13 protein-coding genes are annotated in these 16,062 nt (G+C 45.8%); 7 read left to right on the plus strand and 6 right to left on the minus strand.

All coding sequences use genetic code 11. The annotated features are described in order from the left end of the window. Positions 1–28: 28 nt before the first annotated feature. The 3 genes from LEP1GSC052_RS19425 to LEP1GSC052_RS19435 all read left to right on the plus strand — a co-directional run bounded on the left by LEP1GSC052_RS19425 (position 29) and on the right by LEP1GSC052_RS19435 (position 4,929). A complete protein-coding gene (locus LEP1GSC052_RS19425; protein ID WP_244265287.1) occupies positions 29–370 on the plus strand; it encodes a hypothetical protein in 342 nt (113 codons plus the stop codon). 220 nt (positions 371–590) lie between these two features. Beyond that, a complete protein-coding gene (locus tag LEP1GSC052_RS19430; protein WP_425268413.1) occupies positions 591–1,844 on the plus strand; it encodes a TolC family protein in 1,254 nt (417 codons plus the stop codon). After that, positions 1,810–4,929, plus strand: coding sequence for an efflux RND transporter permease subunit (locus tag LEP1GSC052_RS19435; protein ID WP_020986323.1), 3,120 nt, complete (start codon positions 1,810–1,812; stop codon positions 4,927–4,929). Before LEP1GSC052_RS19430 ends, LEP1GSC052_RS19435 begins: the two co-directional genes overlap by 35 nt. A 74-nt stretch (positions 4,930–5,003) precedes the next feature. Here the strand turns inward: LEP1GSC052_RS19435 and LEP1GSC052_RS19440 are convergent, their stop codons facing one another. The 4 genes from LEP1GSC052_RS19440 to LEP1GSC052_RS19455 form a co-directional block, all read right to left on the minus strand. Then, complete coding sequence (locus tag LEP1GSC052_RS19440; RefSeq protein ID WP_010576004.1) at positions 5,004–5,924, minus strand: lipase family alpha/beta hydrolase; 921 nt, start codon at positions 5,922–5,924, stop codon at positions 5,004–5,006. A gap of 439 nt (positions 5,925–6,363) precedes the next feature. After that, positions 6,364–7,284 (minus strand): lipase family alpha/beta hydrolase, encoded by a 921-nt coding sequence (locus LEP1GSC052_RS19445; RefSeq protein WP_010576003.1) that lies wholly within the window; start codon positions 7,282–7,284, stop codon positions 6,364–6,366. A 239-nt stretch (positions 7,285–7,523) separates the two neighbouring features. Beyond that, positions 7,524–8,417, minus strand: coding sequence for a hypothetical protein (locus tag LEP1GSC052_RS19450; RefSeq protein ID WP_010576002.1), 894 nt, complete (start codon positions 8,415–8,417; stop codon positions 7,524–7,526). Between the two features lie 128 nt (positions 8,418–8,545). Then, positions 8,546–9,370, minus strand: a complete 825-nt coding sequence (locus LEP1GSC052_RS19455) for a hypothetical protein (protein ID WP_040913748.1) — start codon at positions 9,368–9,370, stop codon at positions 8,546–8,548. Between the two features lie 262 nt (positions 9,371–9,632). Between LEP1GSC052_RS19455 and LEP1GSC052_RS19460 the strand changes: the two genes are divergently transcribed. Then, entirely contained in the window at positions 9,633–10,856 is a 1,224-nt protein-coding gene (locus tag LEP1GSC052_RS19460) for a hypothetical protein (protein WP_020986788.1), read from the plus strand. Between the two features lie 102 nt (positions 10,857–10,958). On the opposite strand, the gene LEP1GSC052_RS19465 is transcribed toward LEP1GSC052_RS19460, so the two are convergent. Together LEP1GSC052_RS19465 and LEP1GSC052_RS19470 are read right to left on the minus strand one after the other, a co-directional pair. Beyond that, positions 10,959–11,783, minus strand: coding sequence for a hypothetical protein (locus LEP1GSC052_RS19465; RefSeq protein ID WP_010575999.1), 825 nt, complete (start codon positions 11,781–11,783; stop codon positions 10,959–10,961). 280 nt (positions 11,784–12,063) lie between these two features. Next, on the minus strand, positions 12,064–13,140 hold the full coding sequence (locus LEP1GSC052_RS19470) for a PA0069 family radical SAM protein (protein WP_010575998.1): 1,077 nt from the start codon (positions 13,138–13,140) through the stop codon (positions 12,064–12,066). 150 nt (positions 13,141–13,290) lie between these two features. On the opposite strand from LEP1GSC052_RS19470, the gene LEP1GSC052_RS19475 reads away from it, so the two are divergent. The 3 genes from LEP1GSC052_RS19475 to LEP1GSC052_RS19485 are packed head-to-tail and all read left to right on the plus strand — an operon-like array spanning position 13,291 to position 16,030. Continuing rightward, on the plus strand, positions 13,291–13,581 hold the full coding sequence (locus LEP1GSC052_RS19475) for a metal-sensitive transcriptional regulator (RefSeq protein ID WP_010575997.1): 291 nt from the start codon (positions 13,291–13,293) through the stop codon (positions 13,579–13,581). Between the two features lie 14 nt (positions 13,582–13,595). Then, positions 13,596–13,805 (plus strand): heavy-metal-associated domain-containing protein, encoded by a 210-nt coding sequence (locus LEP1GSC052_RS19480; protein WP_010575996.1) that lies wholly within the window; start codon positions 13,596–13,598, stop codon positions 13,803–13,805. Beyond that, positions 13,802–16,030: a heavy metal translocating P-type ATPase gene (locus tag LEP1GSC052_RS19485; protein WP_010575995.1), complete on the plus strand. Its 2,229-nt coding sequence runs from the start codon at positions 13,802–13,804 to the stop codon at positions 16,028–16,030. The genes LEP1GSC052_RS19480 and LEP1GSC052_RS19485 overlap by 4 nt, the downstream gene beginning before the upstream one ends. Positions 16,031–16,062 lie beyond the last annotated feature (32 nt).

A 16,062-nucleotide genomic window follows, 5' to 3' on the forward strand; every position in this document is an offset into this window, starting at 1 on the left:
TTTCAAAACTTGGATCGGATGCACTTTGTTGTCCGTTCTGATATTGACTTTGAATTGCGGACCGATCTGTTGTCTTCAAACCGAGTTTGAAAAACACGATTCCGTTTCGACAAATCCGATTCCCTGTCAACAGGAACAAAATTCTCAAGGAACTCCGAGTTGTGATTGGGACCCGGGCTCGCTCGCGTTGTCCGAAAACGATTCTCCGGTTTCGAAACTCATACGGATCTTTCTTCCGTCTCATTTTTATTCCGCAAACGTATTCTTTTCATTTTTGATTTCCATAGAACGGGTCGAATTCGTTTCTCAAATCGTCTTCCCGGTTTCCGACTTTACGGATTCACTCGAAACGATCCGACTTCTGATTTAAAATCGCCTCCGAATTTCTCGAATTCGTTCGATCACGGATCGGAACGAACCGTAGTTCTTACCTTTTGAACTACGGAGAATTTTCGTTTTAAGGAGGTTTTATGCGATTGAAACGAAAACTTGCGCTTGAACGTTGCGCGAGTATATTCATTATTTATAAAGTATTTGCGGGAGCGAAAAGCTGGATTTTCCGTTCCGCGATTTTTGCGACCTGTGTATTCTTGTTTCTTTTTTCGGATTTTGTTAAGCGAACTCAGGCTCAGTCTCGTTCCGAGTTGGACGTACAAGGCATCGTGGGTCTGGCGGAAAAAAATTCTCCCTTGCTTCTTTCGTTGAACGCGGATCTGGAATCCCTTTTTTATCAGCGCAAACAACAGGGTAAGACGCAGAATCCTTTGATGACTTTGGATTACGGACAAAGAAGCGCCGCGAATCAAATCGGTTCCGAATACGCGCTTCAATTCGAACAACCCGTGTATTTTCCGGGAAGAAAGGAACTCCGTCAACTTCTCGTGGATAACGATTCGAGAATTAAGGAGATTCAACTTGCGGAAGCGAGTAACTCGATTCGGTTTAACGCGGTCAAGTTCGCGTATCGTTATTTGGTTTCCGCCGGTAAAAAAAATCACGTTAAGGAACGTCTGAGAAGATTGTCGATCTTGGAAAGTTATATCCGGGCGCGACCGTTTATCACTCCTCAGGCGAAGACGGATCTGTTCATCATTCAGAGAAGAGTGTTGGCTCTTCGAAAACATTTCAACGATCTTGAATTGGATGCGAACAAACAATACGAAGCGATGAATTTGTATCTGATGTTGGAAGCGGTGCCTTCTTTGAGGATCCCTTTTTTTTCCGAGGGAGTTAAGTTCGATTTTAACGAACTTCAAACCAAGGCCGTATCCCAAAACCTAACGTTGATGGCCGCGAAAGGTGAGATCGAAAAGGCAAAGACCGAACTCAATCTTGCGAACTTGGAAAAATATCCGGACTATTCCATCATCAGTCAGGTGGGAGAGGATAGATCGGGGGTTGCCAACCGATTTTACGACGTCGGATTAAAATTTAGGATTCCGGTATGGGATCAGTTTCAGAATAAGATTTCCGCCGCCGAAGTGAACGTAAAATCCAAACAGGGAATTCTTCATCATCAGGAGAATCTCGTTAAGACCGCGTTCAAACAGGCCTATCTGGATTACGAACAATCGAAGACTAATCTTAAACTGTTCAACCTTTCCAAGTTAGACGACATCGAGAACGATCTGATCTACGCGGACGTTGAATTTAAAAAGGGAAGAATTCTGATGATGAGTTATCTCGAACTGGAGAATCAGCTTCACGAAACGCATCACGCGATTTTGGACGCGCAGATCGCACATATCGAGGCTCTGCTCAACCTTCTCCATATCACCAACGAAAAAGAAATCATAGGAACTTTTAAACATGCTGTCCAGACTTTTGAATATCAGCTTAAATAATCCGATTCTCTCCGCGGGAATCGTTTTTTCTCTGTTCGTTTATTCCTTCTTCACCTTGAAGGAGGTTCCTATCGACGCGGTTCCGGACATCACGAATACGCAGGTGATCGTGATCGCCAAGACCGGTTCCTTGGATCCCGAGCAAGTGGAGAAGGTGGTCACCTTTCCTCTCGAAACCGAGTTGATGGGAATGCCTAATCTGATCGACGTTCGTTCCGTATCTAAATTCGGATTATCTAATATTTCTTTGATCTTTAAGGAGAACACCGATATATATCAGGCTCGAAGTATGGTCTTGGAAAGAATCGCAAGCGCAAAGGAAAAACTTCCGAAAGGAATCGCGCCCACGATCGTACCGAACACGACCGGACTCGGAGAGATTTTCTTTTATACGGTCGAAGCGAAACCGGGAAGCAAACTCGCATCGGTTCCCGAAAAGGATCGTTTGCTTTATCTGAGAACGATTCAGGATTATACGGTTCGTCCGCAGTTGAAGGCGCTCGTTCCCGGAATCGTGGAGGTGGATTCCAACGGAGGATACGAAAAGGAAATTCATATCGATCTGAATCCTTCCAAGATGAAGACCTGGGGAATCACGATCGATCAGTTGATCGGAGAATTGTCCACGATCGGAGAAAGTTTCGGCGGAGGTTTTATCGAAAACGAGGGAAAGGTCGCGATCGTTCGAGCCTATGGAATCAAAAAGAATCTAAATTCCCTTTCCGAAGTAACGGTACGAAGAACGTTGACGGGCGCTCCGATCCGGGTCGGGGACATCGCCGAAGTAAAGGAACACGGCAAACAACGATTAGGCGGCGCAAGTTCCGAAGGAAAGGAAATCGTCTTGGGAACCGCGATGATGTTGCGCGGAGAAAACAGTTATCAAGTCAACGCGGATTTGAACAAGGCCGTTTCCAATCTGAATTTACCCGAAGACGTTCAGGTTCGGGTCTTACTCGAAAGATCCTTTCTGATTCATTCCACAATCCGGACCGTACTTCGAAATCTTTCCGAAGGCGCGATCTTGGTCGTGCTTACCTTGTTTTTTATTCTCTTCAACATAAAGGCTTCGATCATCGTCGCGATGATCATACCGGGATCGATGTTGTTGACCGCGATCTTTATGAAAATTTTCGGCATCTCCGCCAATCTCATGAGTTTGGGAGCGATCGACTTCGGTCTTCTCGTGGATGCGTCGATCGTGATCACCGAAAACGTTCTGACTCGATTCGAAAGGGAGAATATTATCGGCAAAGAAGAGAAGATCAAAACGATTCTAAGCGCGTCCTTGGAGGTATTAAAACCGGTTTCGTTCGGGGTCGTCGTGATTATGCTCGTTTATGTTCCGATTTTAACGTTAGACGGAATACCGGGGAAGATGTTTCGTCCTATGGCCGAAACAGTTTTGTTGGCTCTCGGGTTCAGCCTTTTGTTGGCCGTGTTTTTTCTACCTCCGCTTTTGTATTTTTTTATCAGGCCGACAAACGGTCATAAGGCGAACGAAAAGATCAAAAAGGGAAAAATCGTCGCGTTGTATGAAACCTATCTTCCGACTTTGCTCGACAAACCGAAACCGATCATACTCGGATCTCTCGCGTTTTTTATTCTTACCTTGTTAATCTATTTGAGAATGGGAACCGTCTTTCTTCCCAAGTTGATGGAAGGCGATTTGATGCTCGTAGTCGTACGGGAAGGCGACATCAGCACGGAAGAGAGTTTGAAGGAACAAAAGGAAGTCGAAACTCTTTTGATGGGAATGCCCGAGGTCAAAAGCGTTTTTTCGAGAATCGGAACGAGCTCCGTCGCGAACGATCCGATGGGGACGTTTAACGCGGATACGTTTATCGTTTTAAAAAAAGAATCGTTAAACGACTTGATGAAACCGGACCAATGGGAGAATTTTTTAAACCGAATTCATCAAAAGGTTCAGGATCGATTTCCGAGTTCGGAGCTGACTCTCAGCCAACCTTTGGAAGCGAGATTCAACGAACTTCTCGAAGGAAGTCGAGCGGATATCAGCGTACGAATTCTCGGTAAAAACCTAAACACTCTTTTGGATCTCCAAGGAGCCTTAAAGGAAACCCTACACAAAATTCCCGGCGCTGCCGAGGTGGAACTCGATCCGATCATGGCTCTGAGAAAGTCGACTGTGATCGACATATCCCCCGATCCGAGTAAATTAAAATATTATAATGTATCTCTTCCGTTGTTCAACAGCGTGGTCGAGGCTTCCATGAGCGGGTTCGAACTCGGAGGATATTACGAGGAAGAGGTTCGATTTCCGATTAAAATATGGCTCTCCGAGGACTTTAGAAACAGAGAATCCGAAATATCGAACATAGGAGTTGGAACCGCGGACGGAGGAATGATTCCCATCAAGTTACTCGCGTCGATCGAAAAAAAAGACAAGGTCATGACGATCTCCAGGAATAAGTCCAGAAGATTCGTCGCCGTTTCGGTCAATCTTCGCGGAAGAGATCTCGAAGGTTTTTATTCCGAAGCCAAGGAAAAAATCTCGGGCATTCATATTCCGAACGGTTATTCGGTTTTCTGGGGAGGACAAATCGAAAACTTAGCGAAGGCGAAGGAAAAACTATCCGTGATTCTTCCCGCTACGTTTTTGATGATCTTCGTGGTTTTATATCTCGGACTTCGATCGGTTCGACAAGCCTTACTCGTGTTCTTCTGCGTTCCGTTCGCATTAACGGGAGGGATTTGGTTTGTCTTTTTAAGAGGAATGGATCTAAGCGTTTCCGCTTTCGTCGGATGTATCGCGTTATCCGGAATCGCGGTTTTAAACGGACTCGTGAAACTCGATACGATTCATAGAATCCGAGAGGAAAAAAATCTTTCGGTACGAGACGCGGTGTTGGAAGGGGCGACGAGCAGGATTCGACCCGTGATCATGACGGCTTTGGTGGCCTCTTTCGGTTTTATACCGATGGCTTTCGGAAGCGGACTCGGATCGGAAGTGCAGAAACCGTTGGCGACGGTGGTGATCGGAGGAATCGTCTCGTCCACGATCTTGACTCTGGTGATTCTTCCGGTTTTTTACTATTGGATAGAAAAGAATTCAGAAAATTAGAATATTCTAATATTTAAGCGACGATCCACGAAACTTCCCGAAACCGAAGCCGTTCTCGGGAAGTTTTAAACGGATTACTGATTCGATTTTGCGTTGGACGCCATTTTCAAAAAGTAAGCGTTCGTGTCATACCAGAGTTGACCTAGATACAGCGCGTTTGTCGCTTCGAGGTGATCGATCCCCGTCGTCAAAAGAGGAATCGAAGGTCCACCTTTCCAAGTTCCCCATCTTTGAGAAGAATCGGGAACCACACCGTCGTTCGCAACGCTCATTCCGTAGAAAGGAGCTCCGATCGCGCAGATCGGTTGTAACAATCCCATCGCTGGATGTTGAATCAGATCGGCCACGGTGATGGTTGAACCGTAAGAAAAATACTTCACTCCGGAAACGTTCGGCACGGAAGCGTTAAACGTCTTTGCTCCGTCGGTTGTGAGCAATTTTAAAGCTGCCGTTGCGTTTTGGCTGGAATCCCCGTAAACCACACCCGCAATCGCTTCTATAATCGTGGAAACGTAGGGAAGAGCCCAGCTTGGAATCACCGTCAAAACGATGTTCGCAATCGGACTTCCGTAGTGCGGAGTGTTGAGAGTAGTCACGGTCGCAACCTTGCTACCCATGGAAAGGTTGGAAACCATATAACGTGCATCCAGTCCGCCTTGAGAATGCCCGATGACGTGAACCTTTCCGGTATAATTGTTCGCGGCCATCGCCGTAAGAATTGCGGTTTTTAATTGTGCGGCTCTGCTTGCACTTGAGTTCAAAGCAGTAACGGACGGAGTTAAAACGACCGCACCTTGACCGGTCAGATACGCCGCGTTTCCGCCCCAATAGTCGATCACGGTAGAATTGTTTCCCCAACCAAACAGGCCGTGAGCCAGAACGATCGGATAACTACCGGAAAGAGGTTTGCTGGAAGAACCTCCACCCGATGCGGACAACACACTTGTTAACAGAAAAACAAGCGAAACACTTAATATTCTCATCACACTTTTCATTTGTATTTACCTCATGCGCTCCTTATGAGCGCAGAAAGCAAAATACAAAAGAACGAACGGCGTTCAAGAATAAAATGTAAAGCGACATGATTTTGCGTATAAATTTTATTCGATAACGTACGTCCGTTATATAAAATAGATTTAGAATATTCTTAGAGCTGTATATTCTAAAAGTAAAATATGCTTTCTAATCAATGTCGAAGTCGTGGATTGACGGGGACGTATGCGCGGATTCTTTTTAAGAGGAAGAATTTTTTCTTTGCGGTAGTGCGGATTCGAAAACATCCGAAAAGACGTCCCGTGGCATTCGGAACCACGGGCGCGAAAAATCAGAGGAATTGATCTACGTTTTCTCTCGGAAGAACCAGGTCATCGATTGAGGATTGAGGACGACGCCATTCTCCCTTGAGTGCAAATTCTGAAATGCGAATGCTATTGATTACTGATTCGATTTTGCGTTGGACGCCATTTTCAAGAAATAAGCGTTGGAATCATACCAGAGTTGACCCAGATAAAGCGTGTTAGGCGCTTCGAGGTGATCGATCCCGGTTGTCAAAAGAGGAATCGAAGGGCCACCTTTCCAAGTTCCCCATCTTTGGGAAGAATCGGGAACCACACCGTCGTTCGCAATGCTCAATCCGTAGAAAGGTCCTCCGATCGCGCAGATCGGTTGCAACAATCCCATCAGAGGATGTTGGATCAGATCCGGAATCGAAATCGTGGAACCGTACGAGAAATACTTCACGGAACCGTTGTTCGGAGTGTTTGCGTTGAAGGTTTGAAGATTAGCCGTAGTAAACATCTTCAAAGCCGCCGCGGCGTTTTGATTGGATTGTCCGAGAACGACTTGAACTACGGTTCCAACGATCGTGGAAACGTAAGGCAAAGCCCAACTTGGAATTACGGAATACATAATGTTCGCAATCGGACTTCCGTAGTGCGGAGTATTCAGAGTGGTCAAGGAAGCGATCTTGCTCGCCATTCCGAGGTTTGCGATCATATAACGGGAATCCAATCCACCTTGAGAATGTCCGATGAGATGGATCTTTCCGGTGTAATTGTTTGCTGCAAGTCCCGCTAAGATTTGAGTTTTGAGCTGAGTCGCTCTTGCAGAGCTGGATTCAAGCGAAGTAACCGTCGGAGTAAAAACGGTTGCACCTTGGTTTCTTAAGTAAGCGGCATTTCCACCCCAATAGTCGGTGATCGTGGAGCCGTTTCCCCAACCCAGAGTCCCGTGAGCCAGGACGATCGGATAACTGCCGGAAAGAGGTTTGCTGGAAGACCCTCCACCGGAAGCATACGTAACGTTCGTTATTAAAAACGTCAACGCTAACAAAATTCTTAAATTCACTTTTCTCATTTTCTTCACCTTATTTATTTTCAATTCGAAACGCAGTGGAACGTAACGCGAGGGAGGAATCGATCAAGTAAAAAAATAAAAATGAACGGCACTTATACGGAAATTATTTTCCGTTTATATAATATTATATCGAACGTTCGTGATGTGAAAGGTGCGTTTGCACGCAAATTCTAAAATTACAAGGCTCCTGAAACGAAGATATATTAGAATCATCTAAAATTCTAATGGACTGTTTCGTCTTATTTGCCGCTGCAATCCCGGATTTGCCGGACGTTTTTGGTTTTGGGAGAATCGGAAAAGGTTTTTTGAGGATTCTTTTCCATTGGAGAAGGGCTTTCGTCGGACGGGCTGATTCCGACGGGACCGAAAGAGGTCGCGGGAGTAAAACAAACCGGGAACTCGGTCGCTTTTTCCAAACGATTCTTTTCTTTGGAAAGAACGAAAACGGATTCAGAAACTTGAATATAGATTTTGTCCGATTTGGAAGCCCATCTGATTTTATGAACCGGCGTTTCCTTCCACTCGGGAAGATCGGTTTTTGAAGTCGCTTTAAATTCCGAATCTCCATTCTTACTCAACCATAGAAGTTGGGGTTTTAAAAATTCAAGATCGTTGTCCAGAACCGCCGCCACAAGCGCCAAAGAATTTCCATCCGGGGAAGGAATCAGTTGAATTGCGATCTGACCGGGTTCGAGATAAGAAGACAAAACGAATTCTTTTTGATGGATCGTGTTGATCCCGGATGGAATCCGAGAATAACTTCCGTATTCGTCGTCCTTTCCGCCGATCCAATAAACGGACTTCGTATCGGAATGGTAATAAACCGTACCGGGTAAGATCCAGGATGAAAACCGAATTTGTTCCACGGGTTGCGAGGATCGAATCGGATCGAAGATTCGAATTACGGAATGATAATTTCTTTTGAGAGTGGTTCCCATGAGAGGATTCCAAGAATCCTTTTCTTCGTAGAGGGTTTCCAATTGTACCACTTCCTTTCCGGAGGAAGACCAGCCCCTTTCCAAGGACAGGGAAGAATTCTTCCACGTCAAAAACGAACAAGAGGATAAGGAGAATGCGGCGATCGTCGCGAAACCGCAAAAACTCGTAGAAAGGAATGTATTTGCAAATTTCATAATATAGTTGTAAACGTTCCGACTTGAGGAGGGTTTTAGGAAATAGACGCCAACGAATTCTTTTTCGTTCCGATCAGGGCAACCCCGCTCGGGCTGGAGCGGAATTGCGCGTATCGATCGAAAGCGGATTATCTCCAGCCTTCGTTTTTTAACTCACTGTGGTTGAGATACAATCCTGAAGTTCCAACGGAAGGAGCTCTTGTATGTCCCTGAAACTGAGTGTAAGTTACATTCGAGTTAAAGGGCCAGATTCCTTCGCTCTGTGTCAGGGAAGACTGGCATTTACTCACGCCGCCCGCCTTGTTGTAAGCGCAGGAAGAATGAAAAGCAACCGCGTAGTCGTCTTCACCGGGAAGAATTGCAGAAGCTCCGATCATTCCCTTATATCCAGGAACCTGGTATACGGTAACACCCGCAGTGTTGTTGTGATTGTATGCTCCTCTTGCAGTAGAAACGATCAGGGATTTATCCATCGCGTTTCCACCAAACCCGAAAGTGATTCCGTTCAGAGCCGAAGCAAGTTCGGATCCTCCGGACGCGGCAGCCAGAGCGGTAACTTTTGTGAAGTTATATCCGCGGCTGGAAGCGCTCGCTCCCAAGTTAGCAAGCCAATACTCGGTTACGTAACAACCCGCGCTATGGCAAACGATCTTGCAAGAGTTTGAACCTTTGCAATATGTGTTCACCACGGTCGTAAAGTTGGTTTGCGCTCTCGCGCTTCCGTAACTTCTTGGATCGGAAGTTCCGTCGTAACCCACAAACGCCTTAGCTCCTGAAACAGAATTTACGCTGCTTCCCCAGTAATTATTCACATCCACAGTTCCGGTTCCGTTGTGGTTCTTGTCAGACTTTCCGTGAACGAACACGGTATAAGTTTGAGCGGAAAGAGCTCCCGCAAAAAGAAACACACAGAGGGCCAGTCCCATCATTCGCTTTGTTTTCCAATTTCTCATCATTTTTCACTATTCTCCATTTCTTTGGAGAGAAGAGATCTTCTCCCGCTCTAAAGATTTGACTCTTTTGATTTTAAGTCAAGTGCAAGTAGCGAATTTTATAAATAACGGACAAAATAAAATAATTAATTTAAAAAAACGCTAATTATAAATAAAGACAAATGTGATTGCCCTTGCTTGGGGAGAATTTACCCTGTTCTCCCAAAAATGAGAATTGAAATGCGTTAGTCGCTCTTTTCTGGGAGTAAAGGAAGAAGAATTCATGAAAACGGGAAATAAATATGTGATCTATGGGCTGATTGTGTCAGTGATCTTAATTCTAACGGTGTTCGTTTTCTGGCCGGAAGAAAGAGGGGGATCTTGGTTCGAGTCGGAATCGGAAAAGAAAGAAAGAGCGGAAAGAATGGCGAAGAATTCTCCGCCGGGCGGTTCGGGCAGCGCCTTTGATTCCGGAGGTTCGGGGGGCACCTTACAGGACATAGACGATTCCGTTCCCATAGAAAGAATATTAGAAGATTATAAAGAATGGTCTCAATATCCTCCAAACTCGAGACCTCTCACCAAATACAACGAGGATTTGATCAAACCATTCTACATACAAACGTCCGCGATTCCGATGGCGGATTCCGCGGACTCGAAAGAAGCGAACGGTTATACCTGTCAATTACAACCTCTTACTTGGGCTGTGATCGGATCTCAGGATCAAATGCGCATAACGTTCGAATGCAGAGGGCCCGAAGGAAAACGGATTCCTGTCGACATCAAAGGCGCCCGTATTTGGAGAGAGTTCGACGGCGAAAAATTCGGAGCCTTAAGTCCGGACTACGGAGACAACGGAGTAAACGGGGACGATCTCGCCAAGGATTTGCTTTATACCTTTCAATGGAAACCGACCGGGAAGGATTGGGGCGATATGATTTTGGAAGTGGAATTCAGATACGCTTCCGGCTTTAAGAAAACGGGAAAGCTGAACATTTCGTTCTATTCTTCTCCGGGAAAACCGGCCGAGTTGAGCGGAGCGTTTTCGGATACGACCAGCGACGGTTCGCTCGTAGTTCGTGTAGGCGTGAACGTTTATAAGGCGGGGAATTATCATCTCGAAGGAAATTTAAAACACGCGGAAACCGGAGAATACATCGCCTGGGCTTCCTTCGATTCCAAACTTCCATCGGGTTACGGAGAGGCGGAATTCTTATTTTACGGAAAGCTAATACGCGATTCCGGTTTGGACGGGCCTTACGTATTGACGGACGTAAGAGGTCATCGGGTAAATCTTGCGATCGATCCGGAATGGTTCAGTCAGGGAGAAGCGGGTTTGAAAAAGATTCAAGCGGCTAAAACGGTGGAACCCGATCGGGAATTGATTCTTCCTTATAAGGATTTTTTTAAAACGAAGTTCTACGACGTGAAACAATTCACTTCCAAACTCTGGGACAGCAACGAAAAACAGAGAAGGATCAAGGAATTGGAAAGTATGGAAAGATAAGAATATTCTAAAATTGGAATGTTTAGTTTGACCGGGTTTCGGTCGAGAGGCAATCCCGCTCGTAGGAGCGGGATTTTTTTTCTTAAAAAACGAATCGGAGAATTATCTCCAGCCCTCGTTTTTAAGTTCGCTGTGATTCAGATACAAACCGGAAGCTCCAACGGAAGGCGCTCTGGTATGTCCTTGAAACTGCGTGTAGGTTACGTTCGAGTTGAACGGCCAAACTCCTTCGCTTTGAGTCAAAGTGGACTGGCACTGGCTGAGTCCGCCCGACTTGTTGTAAGCGCAGGAAGAATGGAACGCAACCGCGTAATCGTCTTCGCCCGGAAGAATCAAAGAAGCTCCCGCCATTCCCTTATAACCCGGAACTTGGTAGAACGTAATTCCGCCCGTGTTGTTGTGGTTGTAAGCTCCTCTTGCGGTGGAAACGATCAGAGATTTGTCCATCGCGTTTCCTGCAAATCCGAAAGTCGCTCCGTTCAGCGCGGAAGCAAGTTCCGATCCGCCGGAAGCCGCCGCTAATGCGGTTACTTTCGTGATGTTATAACCTTTGCTTGAAGCGGTCGCTCCGAGGTTTGCCAACCAGTACTCGGTTACGTAACAACCCGCGCTATGACAAACGATTTTGCAGGAATTGGATCCCTTGCAATACGTGTTCATCACGGTCGTAAAGTTGGTTTGCGCACGAGCGGTTCCGTAAGTTCTCGGATCGGAGGTTCCGTCGTATCCGACGAATACCTTAGCTCCGGAAACGGAATTTACACTTGTTCCCCAGTAGTTGTTCACGTCGGTTGTTCCTGTGCCGTTGTGATTCTGATCGGACTTTCCGTGAACGAACACGGTGTAAGTCTGAGCAGAAAGCGATCCTGCCGTAAACAATAGGGCGCATAAAATCAACCCTATGCTCTTCGTTCTTTTGTTTTTCATTCTCTTCACTATTCTCCTGATATATAATTTAGGAAGGAGTTCCGCAGCATTGTTCAAAACTTACGCGAGTTTAGTCAAGTCCAACTGAAATCTTTTTTAAATAACGGGTAGAATAAAAAATAACTCCTCGATTTTACAAATCATCAGCTAAGACGAGGCGAGTTTCTATAAAACGTTGTTAGTTATCTTTGTTTTTCCGAAAATTGTTAAGCGAAGTGGATGGGGAGCAGGTTCAGAACAAAGTTTTTGTCAAAGAATTAGAAAGAATTCTTTATCTATGTCACCCGAGTCCCGGAATCAGGGATTCTCCCTTTGTTAAGCGAATTCGATAAATGTCCGGAATACGGAAAAGATTTTTGTTCAGAGACATTCTGTCCTCCAGCTCGAGGCGCTTTCGCGCGGTTAAAAAACGTTTCCAAAGCATTTCGGCGTAATTTCCGCTTCCGATCATCCGGGTTTTATAATCGGAATCGTAGAGTTTTCCGCCTCGGGCTTGTCGTATTAAATTTTCAACCTTGTCCTTTTTCAGGGGATAATTCTTTTCCAGCCAATCGATAAACAAAGGCGCGACCTCGTAGGGAAGTCTTAAAAAAACCATCCCGGCGCTTCTTGCCCCCGATGCTTTAGAATTTTCTAATATTCTTTCCAGTTCTATATCGTTCAGTCCGGGGATCATCGGAGCGGCCATCACTCCGGTCGGAACTCCGATTTCGGAAAGTTTTCGAATCGCTTCGAGTCTTCTTTCGGGACTTGCGGTTCTGGGTTCCATTCTTTTCCACAACTCGGAATCGAGGGTTGTGACGCTTATGAAAACCTTCACTAAATTTTCGGATGCGAGTTTTTCCAAAAGATCCAAGTCGCGCGTGACCAAATAGGATTTGGTGATCATCGCGACCGGTTGTTTGAACTCGAGAAACACTTTCAAAAGTTCTCTCGTGATTTCCAATTTTCTTTCCGCAGGTTGATAAATATCAGTAACGCCCGCGAGCTGAATTGTATGGACTTCTCCCTTTTGTTTGGAAAGATATTTTCGTAAAAGTTCGGGTGCGTTTTTCTTCGCGAAGATTTTGGTTTCGAAGTCGATTCCGGGTGAAAGATCCACGTACGCGTGATTCGGTCTCGCGTAACAATAGATACATCCGTGTTCGCATCCTCGATATGGATTGATGGATTTCGTAAAATACAAATCGGGGACGTCGTTTTCGGAAACGATCGTTTTGGCCTTTTCTTCCATCAGAACGGTTTGAGGCGACATTCTATCCTCTTCGAATTCCGGATCGGCTTCTCTGGTTCTGGATTCGAAACGTCCCGGGATTTTGGATTGGGTTCCCCGGTTGATTTTGGGTTTTTCGATCATATTCTTACCAAGGTAAGAATATGCTAAATATAAAAATAGTAAACAAAAAATAAGTATATGAATTCAAAATCGAAACGTTTTTTATTAAAAAAAGAATTTCTCGGAATCCGATTTCGTTTTAAAAAGTCTATAGTATAGGGGGGTATGGTAATGACAAAACCGAAACACAAACTTCATTCGGATCCGAAGGTTAAGGAGAATCTGATTCTCCGGTTGAAAAAAATCGAAGGGCAGGTCCGAGGAATCCAAGGAATGATCGAAAGGGAAGAATACTGCGACGACGTTTTGAATCAGTTGTCTTCCACGAAGTCGGCGTTGGACGGCGTTTCGAAAACCCTTCTCAAAAGCCATATCCAAACCTGCGTTGTCGAAAGATTTCAGCAGAACGATTCCAAGATTCTGGACGAGTTTATGACGACCGTGGATCGCATTCTTAAATAAATCGGAGGAAAACTATGAAAGAGATTAAATTATCCGTGGAAGGTATGACCTGCGCGCACTGTTTGAAAACGGTGGAATCCGCTCTTAAGGAAGTCGGATTAACGGGGAAGGCAAGTTTGGAAAACAAGGAAGTCGTTTATCAAGGGGAGGGAACTTCGGAGGAATTGTCCAAGGTTAAGGCCGCGATTCTCGAAGAAGGTTATACTCCGGGCGAAGTCAAATGAGTTCCGTGAAAGATTCTCCGTCGGAAGGCGTTACGCTCGATCTGATCGGTATGACCTGCGCGAACTGCGCGCTTCGAATCGAAAAAGGTCTTAAAAAAGTTCCGGGTGTTAAGGACGCGAGGGTCAACTTCGCGATGGAGACCGCAAAGGTGGAGTTCGATTCTTCCGTAGACGAACAGATCCTTTTGGATAAGGTGGATTCTCTCGGTTATCGCGCTCTCGTTCACGAAGAGTTGGAGCTTCACGGCGAAACGGAAAAGGCGCACGAAAAAGAATTCAAAAACTTGAAAGTTCGTCTCGCGGTTTCCGCGGTTTTGTCCCTTCCTCTCCTTTTGAGTATGATCGGACACTTCGGGAAGAATCAACTTTCCGAATATATGACTTTTCTAATGAACCCTTGGCTTCAATTCGCGTTGGCGACTCCGGTTCAATTTTGGATCGGAGCTTCCTTTTACAAAGGCGCGTTTCGAGCCTTAAAAAACGGAAGCGCGAACATGGACGTTCTCGTTGCGTTGGGAACTTCGGCGGCGTATTTTTACAGCGCGTATCAATCGATTCTTACCTTCGGCGCGCATCATCACGGGGACGTTTCGCTTTATTACGAAACTTCTTCCGTTTTGATCACTTTGATTCTTTTCGGAAAATTTTTGGAACATATCGCAAAGGGAAAGTCTTCGAAAGCGATTCAATCCCTCGTCGGTTTGCAACCGAAAAACGCGAATATCATCCGCGACGGAGAAATCCAAGAGATTCCTTTGCTCGCGGTGAGACCTGGCGATCTTCTTTTGGTTAAGGCGGGTGAAACCGTTCCAGTGGACGGAATCGTGGAAGAAGGAAACTCGTCCGTCGACGAATCGATGTTAACCGGTGAAAGTATTCCCGTGGAAAAAACGATTTCGAGTTCTTTATTCGGCGGTTCTCTCAACCAAAACGGAATTTTAAAACTTAGAGCCTCCAAAGTAGGAAAGGACACTTTACTTTCGGGAATCATTCGAGTCGTTCAAGAGGCGCAAGGTTCCAGAGCTCCGATCCAGAGGATCGCGGATCGGATTTCCGGAATCTTTGTTCCCGTTGTGATTTTGTTTTCGATCGTCACTTGGGTTCTTTGGTACGTTTGGTTGGATCCTTCGAACTTTGCGGGAGCTTTGGAAAAGGCGATCGCGGTTCTTGTGATCGCTTGTCCGTGCGCCTTGGGTTTGGCGACCCCGGTTTCCATTCTCGCGGGTTCGGGCAAGGCGGCAACGTTAGGCGTTTTGTTTAGAACCGCGGAAGCATTAGAAATTGCTCATAGAGTGAAAACGATCGTTTTCGATAAAACGGGAACTCTGACTTACGGAAAACCGGTTCTGAAACGTTTGGAAAGTTTAAACTCGACGGAGGAGAATTCTTATCTGGCTCTGGCCGCATCTGCGGAACAAAACTCGGAACATCCTCTTTCCAAGGCGATCGTTGCGTTCGCAAAAACAAAAGGAATTTCCCTTTCGATTCCGGAACGTTTTGAAACGATTCCCGGTGGAGGAGTTTCCGCGATCGTCGACGGAAAAAATATTTTGATCGGAACGGATCGTTTGTTTCGGGAAAGAGGAATCGATTTAAAACCGGAACTGCTCGAACTAAAACAAAAAAGGGAATCGGAAGGTTCGACCGTGGTTCATCTGAGCGTAAACGGAATCCATTCCGCGATTCTTTCTTTGGCGGATACGATCAAGGATTCCACTCCGATCGCGATCGAAAAATTAAAATCCCTCGGTATGGAAATTTATATGATCACCGGAGACAATCGAAGAACCGCGAATTCGGTCGCGAAGAGTTGCGGCATTAAACACGTGTTAGCCGAAGTTCTTCCCGAAGGAAAATCGAACGAGGTTAAGAATCTGATGAACTCGGGTAAGGTTGTCGCGATGGTCGGAGACGGAATCAACGACGCTCCCGCTTTAGCCGTCGCGGATCTCGGAATTTCGATGGGAACCGGAACCGACGTCGCGATGGAATCTTCGGACGTGGTCATCATGAACGGGGATTTGATTTCGATCGCGCACGCTTTTGCGATGAGTCGAAAGACCGTTTACAATATCCGTCAGAATTTGTTTTGGGCCTTGTTCTACAATGCTCTCGGAATTCCGATCGCGGCCGCGGGTTTTTTGGCGCCTTGGATCGCGGGAGGAGCGATGGCTCTCAGTTCGGTTTCGGTCGTTTTAAACGCGCTCCGACTGCAGAGAAAATAAACGATACAAAATAAAAAGAAAAACGGAAGATT

Origin of the sequence: Leptospira kmetyi serovar Malaysia str. Bejo-Iso9 (assembly GCF_000243735.2) — a bacterium.
Classification (GTDB): domain Bacteria; phylum Spirochaetota; class Leptospiria; order Leptospirales; family Leptospiraceae; genus Leptospira; species Leptospira kmetyi.